9 protein-coding genes are annotated in these 12,787 nt (G+C 72.3%); 6 read left to right on the top strand and 3 right to left on the bottom strand.

Going from position 1 to position 12,787, the window contains the following annotated elements:
- Positions 1-322 precede the first annotated feature (322 nt).
- The 6 genes from ACSNOD_RS20060 (at position 323) to ACSNOD_RS20085 (ending at position 7,271) form a co-directional block, all read left to right on the top strand.
- On the top strand, positions 323-1,627 hold the full coding sequence (locus ACSNOD_RS20060) for an extracellular solute-binding protein (RefSeq protein ID WP_436768362.1): 1,305 nt from the start codon (positions 323-325) through the stop codon (positions 1,625-1,627).
- Entirely contained in the window at positions 1,624-2,619 is a 996-nt protein-coding gene (locus ACSNOD_RS20065; protein ID WP_436768363.1) for a carbohydrate ABC transporter permease, read from the top strand. Before ACSNOD_RS20060 ends, ACSNOD_RS20065 begins: the two co-directional genes overlap by 4 nt.
- Positions 2,616-3,488, top strand: coding sequence for a sugar ABC transporter permease (locus ACSNOD_RS20070; protein WP_436768364.1), 873 nt, complete (start codon positions 2,616-2,618; stop codon positions 3,486-3,488). Before ACSNOD_RS20065 ends, ACSNOD_RS20070 begins: the two co-directional genes overlap by 4 nt.
- A 132-nt stretch (positions 3,489-3,620) precedes the next feature.
- Positions 3,621-5,264: a glycoside hydrolase family 13 protein gene (locus tag ACSNOD_RS20075; protein WP_436768365.1), complete on the top strand. Its 1,644-nt coding sequence runs from the start codon at positions 3,621-3,623 to the stop codon at positions 5,262-5,264.
- A gap of 25 nt (positions 5,265-5,289) precedes the next feature.
- Positions 5,290-6,330 carry a LacI family DNA-binding transcriptional regulator gene (locus ACSNOD_RS20080; RefSeq protein WP_436768366.1) on the top strand — a complete coding sequence of 347 codons (1,041 nt, stop codon included), beginning with the start codon at positions 5,290-5,292 and terminating at the stop codon, positions 6,328-6,330.
- Between the two features lie 89 nt (positions 6,331-6,419).
- Complete coding sequence (locus ACSNOD_RS20085; protein WP_436768367.1) at positions 6,420-7,271, top strand: phosphatase PAP2 family protein; 852 nt, start codon at positions 6,420-6,422, stop codon at positions 7,269-7,271.
- Positions 7,272-7,346: 75 nt separating this feature from the next.
- On the opposite strand, the gene ACSNOD_RS20090 is transcribed toward ACSNOD_RS20085, so the two are convergent.
- The 3 genes from ACSNOD_RS20090 to glnA all read right to left on the bottom strand — a co-directional run bounded on the left by ACSNOD_RS20090 (position 7,347) and on the right by glnA (position 12,563).
- A complete protein-coding gene (locus ACSNOD_RS20090; protein WP_436768368.1) occupies positions 7,347-10,367 on the bottom strand; it encodes a bifunctional [glutamine synthetase] adenylyltransferase/[glutamine synthetase]-adenylyl-L-tyrosine phosphorylase in 3,021 nt (1,006 codons plus the stop codon).
- A 199-nt stretch (positions 10,368-10,566) separates the two neighbouring features.
- Positions 10,567-11,193: a histone deacetylase gene (locus ACSNOD_RS20095; protein ID WP_436768369.1), complete on the bottom strand. Its 627-nt coding sequence runs from the start codon at positions 11,191-11,193 to the stop codon at positions 10,567-10,569.
- An 8-nt stretch (positions 11,194-11,201) separates the two neighbouring features.
- Positions 11,202-12,563 (bottom strand): type I glutamate--ammonia ligase, encoded by a 1,362-nt coding sequence (gene glnA / locus ACSNOD_RS20100; protein WP_436768370.1) that lies wholly within the window; start codon positions 12,561-12,563, stop codon positions 11,202-11,204.
- Between the last annotated feature and the right edge of the window lie 224 nt (positions 12,564-12,787).

A 12,787-nucleotide genomic window follows, 5' to 3' on the forward strand; every position in this document is an offset into this window, starting at 1 on the left:
GGGCCCCGCGCCGGCAACGCACCCTGAGCAAGGGGCCGTTCCGGGGGCGGTCGACGGTGACCGGCGATGTCGCTTCTTGCAGCAAGCCCTCAGGGGCCCGCCGCTGGCGAGACCGTACGAGCCGCGACCAGCGAGGTCAAGGCCGAGGACACGGTCCGGTCACAGCCTGGAAACCTCGCCGTTTTCTTTCTGCAAGGTCTTTCGCAAGGGATTGCAGCGCTGCTACGTTCCTCCCCAGCCCGGGCCGCCTGGGGACAGGCGGCGCCGACAACCCCTTTCCTTTTCCTGGTCGACCGGGCCTTCCCTCACAAGGAGCATCCATATGCGAAGAGGCATATCGGTCGCTGCCACGGTCGGCGCGCTGGCACTGGCGGCGACGGCGTGCGGCGGTGGCAGCGGTTCGGACGGCGGCGACGGCTCCAGGGCCGCCAAGGACCCCGGCAGCGTGACCGGCACGGTCACCTGGTGGGACACCTCCAACGAGGCGGAGGGCCCGGCGTACAAGAAGCTGATCCAGGACTTCCAGGCGCAGTACCCGAAGATCAAGGTCGAGCACGTCCCGGTCTCCTTCGACGCGGCCGAGCAGAAGTTCAAGACGGCCGCCCAGTCCGGCAAGGGCGCCCCCGATGTGCTGCGCACCGACGTGGGCTGGACGGCGGGGTTCGCCAACCTCCACTACCTCCAGCCGCTGGACGGCACCGTCGCCCTGGACAACGCGGGCGACTTCCTCGACGGCCCGATGGCGACCGCCAAGTACAAGGGCCAGACCGTCGGGGTGCCGCAGGTGACCGACACCCTCGCGCTGCTGTACAACAAGGAGCTCTTCGAGCGGGCGGGCATCGCCAAGCCCCCGACCACCTGGGCCGAGTTCACCGAGACCGCGAAGACCATCAAGGAGAGGACCGGGGTCGCGGGCACCCAGCTCAACCCCGAGGGCTACTTCTCGCTGCCGTTCCTCTACGGGGAGGGCGGCGACATGCTCGACGTGGACAACAAGAAGATCACCGTCAACTCGCCGCAGGCCGTCAAGGGCATCGAGACCGCCCTGGAGCTGGTGAACTCCGGTGTCTCGCTGAAGCCCGCCACCACCGACGGCTACACCACCATGCAGACGGCCTTCAAGGACGGCAAGGTCGCCATGGTGATCAACGGCCCCTGGTCGACCGCGGACGACTTCTCCGGCGCGGCCTTCAAGGACAAGGCCAACCTGGGCATCGCCCCGGTCCCCGGCGCCGCGGCCGGCAAGGGCGCGGCCCCCATCGGCGGCCACAACTACACGGTGTACCGGGGCTCCAAGAACAAGGACGCCGCCTATCTCTTCGTGAAGTTCATGACCTCCGCCAAGAGCCAGGAGTACACCGCCACCGAGCTGGGCACCCTGCCGACCCGTAAGTCCGCCTACACCGAGAAGGTGCTGGCAGACCCGGTGAAGAAGGCGTTCCAGGAGGCGCTGAACAGCTCCAGGGCGCGCCCGATGATCCCGGGCGTCGGCGATCTGTTCGTCTCCTTCGACCAGCACTACGTCAAGGTGCTGCGCGGCCAGCTCTCCCCGAAGGAGGGCATGGACGCCCTGGCCCAGGACTGGCGGAGCAAGCTGCTCAAGGACTACCGGATCGACGGGTCATGACGACGGCCGTCCGCCGGCCCGCCGTGGGCCACGAGTCGGGGAAGCGCGAGCGCCCCGGGCTCGTGGCCCGGGCGCGCCGCTCCCTCAGTACCCACTGGTACGCGTGGGCGATGGTCCTGCCGGTGGTCACCGTGCTGGCGGTGCTCGTCGGCATTCCGCTGGGCCGCGGGATCTATCTGTCGTTCACCGACGCCAACGAGGCCAATGTGGCCCGCACCATCGGTGACTTCGAGGTGCCGGCGACGTACTCCTTCGTCGGGCTCGACAACTACTGGAACATCCTCTCCGGCAAGGAGGGGTCGTTCTATCCGCGGCTCACCTGGACCGTGCTGTGGACGGCCAGCTGTGTGTTCCTGCACTACACCATCGGGCTCGGGCTCGCGCTGCTGCTCAACCGGGCGGTGCGCGGCCGCTCCCTGTACCGGGTGCTGCTGGTGCTGCCGTGGGCGGTGCCGGCGTTCGTGGCCGCCTTCGCCTGGCGGCTGATGTACAACAGCCAGAACGGGGTGTTCAACACCCTGCTGGCGAAGGTCGGCATGGGCCCGGTGGACTGGCTCGGCGACCCCTTCATGCAGAAGGTGTCGGTCGTGGCGGTCAACACCTGGCTGGGCGTGCCGTTCATGATGGTGGCGATCCTGGGCGGGCTGCAGTCCATCCCCCGGGAGCTGCACGAGGCCGCCGAGATGGACGGCGCCAGTGCCTGGCAGCGGTTCCGCCATGTCACCCTGCCCGGGCTGCGGCCGGTGAGCAGCACCATCGTGCTGCTCGGCACGATCTGGACCTTCAACATGTTCCCGATCATCTATCTGGTGATCGGGCAGGCCGGCGGCACCGAGAGCGAGATCCTGGTGACCTACGCCTACCGGCTCGCCTTCCAGGGGGTGCGGGACTACGCGGGCTCGGCCTCGTACGGCATCGTGATCCTCTCCCTGCTGCTGGTGTTCTCCGTGTTCTACCGCCGGATGCTCGGCCGCCAGGAGGAGGCCCGATGAGCGCGACCCCCACCCCCGTCAGGGCGCCGGGCCGGGTGCGCCGGCGCGAGGAGCGCTCGCCGCTCGCCTCCGTCGCACTGCACGCCACGCTGATCCTGGCGTCGCTGATCGCCCTCTTTCCGGTGATCTTCATCGTGCTGGTCTCGCTGCGCGGCGAGAACGGCTGGACGCACCCGACGGAGCTGTCCGGCTTCTCGCTGGAGAACTACACCCGGGTGCTGGGCGAGACCGAGTTCGGCACCTGGTTCCTCAACTCGCTGGTGGTCGCCGGGGGCACCACGCTGGTCGGCGTGCTGATCTCCGCCAGCGCGGGTTACGCGGTGTCCCGGCTGCGCTTCCCGGGCCTGCGGCCGCTGATGTGGTCGTTCCTGGTGTTCCAGATGTTCCCGGTGGCGGTGCTGATCGTGCCGCTCTACAACATCCTCGGCACGCTGGGCCTGCTGGACAGCTACGGCGGTCTGATCCTCACCTACTGCTCGGTGGCGGTGCCGTTCTGCGCCTGGATGCTCAAGGGCTATTTCGACACCATCCCGGCGGAGATCGACGAGGCCGGCCGGGTCGACGGGCTCAGCCCGTTCGGCACCTTCTGGCGGCTGATCCTGCCGCTGGCCCGCCCCGGCCTGGCGGTCACCGCGTTCTACACCTTCCTCACCGCGTGGAGCGAGGTGGCCTTCGCCACCCAGTTCATGTCCAGCGAGAACAGCTACACCCTGGCGGTGGGGCTGCAGACCTTCATCGGCCCGCACCGGGCCGAGTGGGGCCTGATGACCGCCTCCTCGGTGCTGATCACCATCCCCGCGGGGCTGATGTTCTTCTTCGCCCAGCGGCACCTGGTCGCCGGACTCACCGCGGGCGGCACCAAGGGTTGATCTTTTACGTCACCGGTCCGCGCACGGCGCGTTGACCCCTTTGACCCGCGTGAATCGTCCGACGCGCCCGGCCCCGTCCGGACCGTCGCCTCTGTTGCCCCCTTCGATGGGCCTACCCGATAGGGAACGTACATGACCCAGGAGCTCGCCCCCGCAGTTCGCGACCAGGCCGCAGCGCACTCCTCCGGCTGGTGGCGCAGCGCCGTCATCTACCAGGTGTACGTGCGTTCGTTCGCCGACAGCGACGGCGACGGCATCGGCGACCTGCGGGGCGTTCGCGAGCGGCTGCCCTACCTGGCCGACCTGGGGGTGGACGCCGTCTGGCTGACCCCTTTCTACGCCTCCCCGCAGGCCGACGGCGGCTACGACGTGGCCGACTACCGGGCGGTGGACCCGCTGTTCGGCGATCTGTCGGACGCCGACGACCTGGTGCGCGCCGCGCACGGCCTGGGGCTGAAGGTGATCGTGGACATCGTCCCGAACCACACCTCGGACCGGCACATCTGGTTCCGGCAGGCGCTGGCGGAGGGCCCGGGCGGCCCGGCCCGCGCCCGCTACCACTTCCGGCCGGGGCGGGGCGCGGACGGAGAACTGCCGCCCAACGACTGGGAGTCGGTGTTCGGCGGCCCCGCCTGGACCCGTACCACGGACGCGGACGGCACCCCGGGCGAGTGGTATCTGCACCTGTTCGCGCCGGAGCAGCCCGACCTCAACTGGGACCGCCCCGAGGTGCGGACCGAGTTCGAGTCGATCCTGCGGTTCTGGCTCGACCTGGGCGTCGACGGCTTCCGCATCGATGTGGCGCACGGCATGGTCAAGGCGCCGGGGCTGCCCGACATCGGCGCCCGGGAGCAGGCCAAGATGATCGGCGCGCAGCGGCTGCCGTTCTTCGACCAGGACGGGGTGCACGAGATCCACCGCTCCTGGCGGGCGCTGCTGGACGACTACGGCAGGGCCCACGGCAAGGAGGTGATCGGGGTGGCGGAGGCCTGGGCACCGGACTCGGAGCGGCTGGCGCTGTACGTCCGCCCCGACGAGCTGCACCAGGCGTTCAACTTCCACTTCCTGACCTGCGCGTGGGACGCGGCGGCGATGCGGGCGGTCATCGACGAGTCCCTGGCGGCCACCGCCTCGGTGGGGGCGCCCACCACCTGGGTGCTCTCCAACCACGACGTGGTGCGCCACCCGACCCGGTACGGCGGTGACGACTACGGGCTCGGTCTGCGGCGGGCGCGGGCCGCCGCGCTGCTGATGCTGGCGCTGCCCGGCTCGACCTACGTCTACCAGGGCGAGGAGCTGGGCCTGCCGGAGGTCGTGGACCTGCCGGACGAGGTGCGCCAGGACCCGGCGTTCTTCCGGGGCGACGGCCAGGACGGCACCCGCGACGGCTGCCGGGTGCCGCTGCCCTGGTCCGGCACCGAGGCGCCGTACGGCTTCGGGCCCGCGGGGAGCTGGCTGCCGCAGCCGGCGCGCTGGGCCGAGCTGTCGGTGGAGGCCCAGTCCGGCGACCCGCGCTCGACGCTGGAGCTCTACCGCTCGGCGCTGGCGCTCCGCCGGGAGCTGCCCGGTCTGGGCGACGGCCCGATGAGCTGGCTGCCGGCGCCGGAGGGCGTGCTGGCGGTGTCCCGGCCGGGCTTCGTGTGCACGCTCAACACCGGCCGCGCCGAGGTGTCGCTGCCGGTGCCGGGGCGCCCCGTGCTGGCGACCGGGGCACTGGAGTTCGCGGGCGGGACGGTGCGCATCCCGGCGGACACCTGCGTGTGGTGGGCAGTCTGAGATGCGACCGGTAAGGTCCTCTCCCGTGACCGCGCGGCTCGCTGACATCGCAGCACAGGCGGGGGTCAGCGAAGCCACGGTCAGCCGCGTGCTCAACGGCAAGCCGGGGGTCGCCTCGACCACCCGTCAGTCCGTGCTGGCCGCGCTCGACGTGCTGGGGTACGAGCGGCCGGTGCGGCTGCGGCAGCGCAGCGCGGGTCTGGTGGGGCTGATAACGCCGGAGCTGGAGAACCCGATCTTCCCGGCGTTCGCCCAGATCATCGGCCAGGCGCTGGCGCGGGACGGCTACACGCCGGTGCTGGCCACCCAGACCCCGGGCGGCTCCACGGAGGACGAGCTCACCGAGATGCTGGTGGACCGGGGGGTGGCGGGCATCCTCTTCGTCTCCGGGCTGCACGCCGACACCTCGGCCGACATGGAGCGCTACGAGCGGCTCCGCTGCCAGGGCATCCCGTTCGTGCTCATCAACGGGTTCTCGGAGAAGGTGCGGGCGCCGTTCGTCTCGCCCGACGACCGGGCGGCGATGCGGCTGGCGGTCGGACACCTGGCGGCGCTCGGCCACGAGCGGATCGGGCTGGCGCTCGGGCCCAAGCGGTACGTGCCGGTGCAGCGGAAGATAGAGGGCTTCCTGGGGAGCATGGCGGAGCTGCTGGGGGTGTCGGCCGCGGAGGCCGAGCCGCTGGTGGAGCACTCGCTGTTCTCCCTGGAGGGCGGCCAGGCCGCCGCGCACACCCTGATCGGCCGCGGCTGCACGGCCGTGGTGTGCGCCAGCGACATGATGGCGCTGGGCGCCGTGCGGGCCGCGCGCGGGATGGGCCTGGAGGTGCCCCGTGACATATCGGTCGTCGGCTTCGACGACTCGCCGCTCATCGCCTTCACCGACCCGCCGCTGACCACCGTCCGGCAGCCGGTCACGGCCATGGGCCAGGCCGCCGTACGGGCTTTGCTGGAGGAAATCGGCGGCACCCCCGCGCCGCACAGCGAGTTCGTGTTCCTGCCCGAGCTGGTGGTGCGGGGCTCCACCGCAGCGCGGGCCCAGGGGGCGGCCGCGCCGCGTGGGACGTAGCGGACGCGGCCGCGGGACGCAGCGGATGCGGCCGGGACCCGACCGGAGGATGATCGGTCAGAGATGTCCATCTGGCAGACTGTCTCCCCATGGGTGAAGCGACTGTGAGGACTCTGGAAGGCCGGACGGCCGCCACGCCACCCACCGAGGAACGCGCGGACCGGCCGGTGGCGGTGCGGCGCACCTCGATGGACCGGTTGCGCTCGCCCCGCAGGCCGCGGCTCTGGTTCGAGATCCTGCTGATCGCGGTCAGTTACTGGACGTACTCGCTGATCCGCAACGCCGTACCGGAGCAGAAGGCCGCCGCGCTGCGCAACGCCGACTGGATCTGGCAGGCCGAGAAGATCCTGGGCATCGCCGTGGAGCAGACGGTCAATCACGCGGTGAACTCCGTGACATGGCTGATCGTCGGCATGAACTACTACTACGCCACGCTGCATTTCATCGTCACGATCGGGGTGCTGGTGTGGCTGTACCGCTGGCATCCCGGCCGCTACGCCGCGACCCGCCTGGTGCTGTTCGCCACCACGGGTGTGGCCCTGCTCGGTTACTATCTGTATCCGCTCGCGCCGCCCCGGCTGATGTCGGGTGGCGGATTCGTCGACACCGTGCTGGTGCACAACACCTGGGGCTCGATGGCCTCGGGCAACCTGGCGAACATGTCCAACCAGTACGCGGCCATGCCGTCCATGCACATCGGCTGGTCGCTGTGGTGCGGCATCACCATCGCGATGCTGGCCCGCCCGATGTGGGCGAAGGTGCTGGGGCTGCTCTACCCCACCACCACTCTGATCGTCATCGTCGCCACCGCCAACCACTTCTGGCTGGACGCGGTCGGCGGCACGCTCTGCCTGGGCTTCGGCTTCGGCCTCTCCTACGCCTGGTACGGCTCGGTGGCCTACCGGCTGCCGCGCCAGGTGGCGCTGGAGCGGGCCGCCTGAGCCGGCCCGGGGCGGCCGGCCCCGCGAGAACCGGCCATCTTCGCCGAAACCGGTCAGGTGCGCGGAACCCGCCGGTCAGGTGCCGTAGAAGAGATCGTCGACCACGGCGCGGGCCCGTCGGGTGGTGCGGCGGTAGTCCTCCAGCATGTCCCCGACGTGCCCCGGCTCGTACCCGAGGTAGCGGGCGATCGCGGACAGCTCCCGGCCGTCGGTGGGGAAGGTGTCCCCCGGGCGGCCCCTGACCAGCATCACCGCGTTGCGCACCCGGGCGGCCAGCACCCACGCCTCGTCCAGCACGCGGGCCTCCTCCGCGCCCAGCAGCCCGGCCTCGCGGGCCGCGGTGAGCGCCGCGCGGGTGCCGGTGGTGCGCAGCTCCGGCACGGCGTGCGCGTGCCGGAGCTGGATCAGCTGCACGGTCCACTCGACGTCGGAGAGCCCGCCCCGGCCCAGCTTGGTGTGGGTGGTGGGGTCGGCGCCGCGCGGCAGCCGCTCGGACTCCATCCGGGCCTTCAGCCTGCGGATCTCGCGCACCCCGTCGTCGTCGAGGCCGCCGGCGGGGTAGCGCAGCGGGTCGATCAGCGCCACGAAGCGCTCGCCGAGGCCGGCGTCCCCGGCCACCGGCAGGGCCCGCAGCAGCGCCTGGCTCTCCCACACCAGCGACCAGCGCCGGTAGTAGGCCGCGTAGGAGGCCAGGGTGCGCACCAGCGGGCCGCTCTTGCCCTCGGGGCGCAGATCGGCGTCGATCAGCAACGGCGGGTCGGACGTGGGCAGCTGGAGCAGCCGGCGCATTTCATTGGCGACCGCGAATGCGGCCTTTGCGGCCGCGTGCTCGTCGACGCCCTCGCGGGGCTCGTGGACGAAGAGCACATCGGCGTCGGAGCCGTAGCCGGGCTCCTGGCCGCCGAACCGGCCCATGCCGATCACCGCGAACCGGGTGGGCAGCTCGTCGCCCCACTGGGCGCGGACGGCGGCGCGCAGCGCGCCGGCGAGGGTGACGGCGTTGATGTCGCTGAGGGCCGCGCCCACGGCGTCGAGGGCCTGCCCGTGGTCCTCGCGGGCCGGGCTGCCCTCGGTGCCGTACGCGCCGATCAGATCGGCCGCCGCGGTGCGGAACAGCTCGCGGCGGCGCACCCCGCGGGCGGCGACGACGGCCTGCTCGGCGTCGTCGGCGCGGCCGACGGCGGCCAGCACCTCCTGCTCCAGCGGGGCGCGGCCGCGGGCCCTGAGCCCCTCCGGGTCGCCGAGGATGGCGACCGCCTCGGGGGCGCGCAGCAGCAGGTCGGGGGCGAGCCGGCCGGCGGACAGCACCCGGGCCAGGTTCATGGCGGCGGCGCCCTCGTCGCGCAGCAGCCGCAGATACCAGGGGGTGCGGCCGAGCGCGTCGGATACCTTGCGGAAGCCCAGCAGCCCGGCGTCGGGGTCGGCGGAGTCGGCGAACCAGCCCAGCAGCACGGGCAGCAGGGTGCGCTGGATGGCGGCCTTGCGGCTGACGCCGGAGGCCAGGGCCTCCAGGTGGCGCAGGGCGGCGGCCGGGTCGGCGTAGCCGAGGGCCTCCAGGCGCTGCCCGGCCGCCCTGGTGCTCAGCCGCGCGGCGCCGGGCTCGAGTTGGGCGACGGCGTCCAGCAGCGGCCGGTAGAAGAGCTTCTCGTGCAGCCGCCGCACCTCGCGGGCGTGCCGCTTCCACTGCCGGGTCAGCTCGGCCACGGGCTCGGCGTTGGCGGGCCAGCCGTAGGCGCGGGCCAGCGAGCGGCCCAGCCGGCGCTGGTCGGCCTCCCCCTCGGGCATCAGATGGGTGCGGCGCAGCTTCTGGAGCTGGATGCGGTGCTCCAGGCTGCGCAGGAAGCGGTAGGCGGCGTCGAGGGCGGCGGCGTCGGCGCGGCCCACGTAGCCGCCGGCGGCGAGCGCGGCGAGCGCGTCCAGGGTGGTGCCGCTGCGCAGGGTGGCGTCGGTGCGGCCGTGCACGAGCTGGAGGAGCTGGACGGCGAACTCCACGTCCCGCAGCCCGCCGGGGCCGAGCTTCAGCTCGCGCTCCAGCTGGGCGACGGGGATGTTGTCGACCACGCGGCGGCGCATCTGCTGCACGTCGGCGACGAAGTTCTCGCGCTCGGCGGCCTGCCACACCAGCGGGGCGACGGCCTCCGCGTAGCTCTGGCCCAGGTCGGGGTCGCCGGCGACGGGGCGCGCCTTGAGCAGCGCCTGGAACTCCCAGGTCTTCGCCCACCGCTGGTAGTACGCGAGGTGGCTGGAGAGGGTGCGCACCAGGGGCCCGTTGCGGCCCTCGGGGCGGAGGTTGGCGTCGACGGGCCAGATGGTGCCCTCGATGGTGGTCTCGGAACAGATCCGCATCAGATGGGAGGCCAGCCGGGTGGCGGCCTGGAGCGCGGCGCGCTCGTCGGTGCCGCCGGCGGCCTCGGCGACGAAGATGACGTCCACGTCGGAGACGTAGTTGAGCTCGTGGCCGCCGCACTTGCCCATGCCGATGACGGCGAGCCGGCAGGCGGCGGCGTCCTCGGGGGCCGCCGCCTCGGCGATGCGCAGGGCGGCGCGGAGGGTGGCGGTGGCCAGGTCGGCGAGTTCGGCGGCGGTTTTCGCGAGGTCGAGCGCGCCGCACACGTCGCGCGCGGCGATGGTCAGCAGCGACCTGCGGTAGGCGGCGCGCAGGGTGTCGGGGGTCTTGGCCTCGCTCAGCCCGCGCTCGAACTCGGCGAGGCCGGGGGCGGGGTCGGCCGGGCCGAAGCCGACGAGGGCGTGCCAGTCGCGCGGGTGCCGGGCCAGGTGGTCGCCGAGGGCCTCGGAGGCGCCGAGCACCCCCAGCAGCCGGTCCCGTACGGGCTCGCCGGCGGCGAGGTCGGCGTGGAGGAGCTCGGGCTCGCCGACGTACTCGGTGCGCTGGAGCGCCTCCAGGAGCCGGACCAGGCCGCGCAGCGCCTGGTCGGGGTCGGCGGTGGCGGCGAGGGCGTCGAGGAAGCCGGCGTCCGAGCCGAGCCCGGCCAGCTCGGGGGCCTCCAGCAGCCGCCCGGCGGCGGCGGGATCGGTGAAGCCGTGGCGCAGCAGCCGGGTGTACGTGCTGCTGCGCCGTCCCTGCGGTACGGACATCCCGCCGTCTCCCGTCGCTTCGTCGCTCCGTGTCGCACCGTCGCTCGGTGTCGCACCGTCGCTCGGTGTCGCTCGGCGCCCCGAGGGGTGGCTCGGTGTCGCCTGACGTCGCATCGTGCGAGGCGCTGTTCGAGAGCTTAGTGATCGCCCCGCCCCGGGCCCACCGCGCCGGGCCCGGGCCCACCGCGCCGGCCGCGCGTCAGGGGCCGGTGAGAGCCGCGACGGCGGACGGGGTCCAGGTGCCGGCGGCGCCCGGACGGGAGGCCACGTACTCCGCCACGGCGGCCGGGGTCCACGCCCCGGCCTCCAGCAGGCCCGCGCACAGATGGCGTACGTACGCCTCGGACGGCGCGTTCCACGCCACGTCGGTCAGCGACCAGGGGGCGGTGAACGTGATCAGCGGATGGCCGTCCAGGGTGCCGGGGCAGATCAGCCGCTGGTACCGCCCGGGGCCCAGCACGGCCCGGCCGGTGCGCAGCACCTCGGTCAGGTCGAGATCGCCGCCCGGCCGGCCGTACATCTCCTGGGCGGCGATGTCCGAGAACTGCTGGGTGGTGACCAGATGGGCGCGGGCGAGCACCCGGCCCGGGGCGTCGGGGTCGTAGAAGGCCCGCCCGCCGGTCCACACCAGCGACTCCGTGGCGAAGTAGACCACCCCGTCCAACTCGACGGGGGCCGAGGCCCGGGCCGGGCCGCGGTCGCGGCACCCGGGGTGGGTGAGCGCCCCGCCCGCCGGCCGGCCGCCCCCGAGGTAGCGGGCGAGCCGGCCGGAGTGGGTGTTGGAGCCGTACGAGGTGTACCAGACGAGGTCGCGGGGCCCGGCCACGGCCGGGCCTAGAGGACCGGGAGCATCTTGCGCAGCTCGAACGCGGTGACCTCGGAGCGGTACTCCTCCCACTCCTGCTTCTTGTTGCGCAGAAAGAAGTCGAAGACGTGCTCGCCGAGCGTCTCGGCCACCAGTTCGCTCCGCTCCATCAGGGAGATCGCCTCGCCGAGGTTCTGCGGCAGCGGTTCGATGCCCAGCGCGCGGCGCTCGGCGTCGGAGAGCGCCCACACGTCGTCGTCGGCGCCGGCCGGCAGCTCGTACCCCTCCTCGATGCCCTTGAGGCCGGCGGCCAGCAGGACCGCGTAGGCGAGGTAGGGGTTGGCGCCGGAGTCCAGCGAGCGCACCTCGATGCGGGTGGAGCCGGTCTTGCCGGGCTTGTACATCGGCACCCGGATCAGCGCGGAGCGGTTGTTGTGGCCCCAGCAGATGTACGAGGGGGCCTCGCCGCCGGCGCCCGCGGTGCGCTGGGAGCCGCCCCAGATCCGCTTGTACGAGTTGACCCACTGGTTGGTGACCGCGGAGATCTCGCCGGCGTGGCGGAGCAGGCCGGCGATGAACGACCGGCCGACCTTGGAGAGTTGGTACTCGGCGCCGGACTCGTGGAAGGCGTTGCGGTCGCCCTCGAAGAGGGACAGGTGGGTGTGCATGCCGGAGCCGGGGTACTCCGAGAACGGCTTGGGCATGAACGTGGCGTGCACGCCCTGCTCCAGCGCCACCTGCTTCATGATCAGCCGGAAGGTCATGATGTTGTCGGCGGTGGAGAGCGCGTCGGCGTACCGCAGATCGATCTCCTGCTGGCCCGGCGCGCCCTCGTGGTGGGAGAACTCCACGGAGATGCCCATGGATTCGAGCATGGTGATGGCCTGGCGGCGGAAGTCCATGCCGACGTTCTGCGGGGTGTGGTCGAAGTAGCCGGAGGAGTCGGCGGGCACCGGCCGGGTGCCGTCCACCGGCTTGTCCTTCAGCAGGAAGAACTCGATCTCGGGGTGGGTGTAGAAGGTGAAGCCGAGGTCGGAGGTCTTGGCGAGGATGCGGCGCAGCACGTAGCGCGGGTCGGCGTAGGAGGGGGAGCCGTCCGGCATGAGGATGTCGCAGAACATCCGCGCGGTGCCGGGGGCCTCGGCCCGCCACGGCAGGATCTGGAACGTGCCCGGGTCGGGCTTGGCGATCATGTCGGACTCGTAGACACGGGCGAACCCCTCGATCGCGGAGCCGTCGAAGCCGATGCCCTCGTCGAATGCCTGTTCGAGCTCGGCGGGGGCGACGGCCACGGACTTGAGGAAGCCGAGCACATCGGTGAACCAGAGGCGCACGAAGCGGATGTCGCGCTCCTCGAGCGTTCGAAGCACGAACTCCTGCTGCTTATCCATGTTCCCTATCCTCGCAGGTCAGACGGCATGGTCACCGGCCTCGGCAGCGTGGTGCGCCGTGGGCTCACCAGTATCACGCGCCGGGGTTTCACCCGCGTTTCCGCCGCCCGCCCCGGGCTCCCGTCACGCGGCGGCCTCGTGGCCCCGCGCTCAGGCTAGATCCTGAGGGCGCTCCCGGCCCAGGCGGGTGGCGTGATCGCACAACCTTCACGGGTGGGCGGGCG

Origin of the sequence: Streptomyces sp. URMC 123 (genome assembly GCF_051386515.1) — a bacterium.
Classification (GTDB): domain Bacteria; phylum Actinomycetota; class Actinomycetes; order Streptomycetales; family Streptomycetaceae; genus Streptomyces.